The sequence below is a fragment of the Bartonella sp. ML70XJBT genome (assembly GCF_028618425.1).
GTDB lineage: Bacteria > Pseudomonadota > Alphaproteobacteria > Rhizobiales > Rhizobiaceae > Bartonella.
The window spans coordinates 1-1,130 of the sequence record NZ_JAQISX010000092.1; the positions used below are offsets into that span (position 1 = coordinate 1).

1 protein-coding gene is annotated in these 1,130 nt (G+C 39.3%); it reads right to left on the reverse strand.

The window, feature by feature from the left end; all coding sequences use genetic code 11:
* On the reverse strand, positions 1-827 hold an 827-nt coding region (locus tag PVV65_RS09810; RefSeq protein WP_273790033.1), incomplete at its 3' end, for an integrase arm-type DNA-binding domain-containing protein.
* Positions 828-1,130 lie beyond the last annotated feature (303 nt).

Below are 1,130 nucleotides of genomic sequence, written 5' to 3' on the forward strand. Positions count from 1 at the left end.
CGAAATTCTGTTGTAGCATCACGCCTTCCTTTCATATTCTCAGCAGGAATAGTCCATATATCCCCCTCAACTTGATCTTTATGAATATGACACAAAGGATTGGTACGAACGCCTGTAAGGATAAGCAAACGTAAAGCCAGTTGTGTTAGGGTTGATGCTTCACAAAGTGTTTTATAAAAAGCCGGAACCTCTCTCCAATCCATTGCTGGAAAGTTTTGTTTCTTATGACGTTGTTTACCTAAGAGCGCGCGTGCTTTTTCTGTTGCTTGTAAATCAACATCCAATCCCAAGGCAGCCGCATGTTTGAGACAAATATTAAGACGATTCAATGCTTTCTCTGCTGTTCCAGCTTTTGTATGCCAAATAGGAGCGAGGGTATTGCGTATCTCTGTTTGGGTAATCTCTGAAACGGATAGACAGCCTAATTTAGGGAGAATATGAAGGCGTAGAGGTAAAAACCAATGTCCATTTTTACCATCCCCTTTTAATTCAGCTTTACGAGTTTCAAAAGTCTCTAAAGCAATATCTTTTAAATAATGAAGATTGCTTATTGCTTCACGCTTTTGTTTATTGCGTTCTTTAATGGGGTCACGCCCTTCACGTAAAACAGAACGCCACCCCGTTGCCAATTCACGAGCTTGTTTTAAAGAAACATCTCTTAAAGCACCCAAGCCCATTTCGCGGCGCCGCCCATGAATGGTATAACGATAAATCCATTGAGCACCTCCATCTTTACGCTTATGAAGAAGCAAGCCGGCACCATCGTTATATTTGCCAGCCCCCAATGTTGCGACAGACCTTGCATTAAGACGATTCATAAGGACCATTTTTACTCCTTTCTTATACAAATTTGATCCACACACTCATCCCACTTGTTATGTGCAAATGAGTGGTTTTGATTGATTCAAGATAAGCAAGTTTGAAATAAGGGAATCTTACGTTATTCGGGACTCTCATTCAATATGAATAACGCTAGATTATTATTATAAATCAATATCTTGCAGTGCAAAGGCAAGCGATTGAATATCAAGAATTTAATGGACATTTGAACCAGTTTTTAGAAAATTCTGTTGAATCCGTTAAAGATAAATACAGTGATTTTGATGCCGCGGCAGATTTTCTTTATGAGA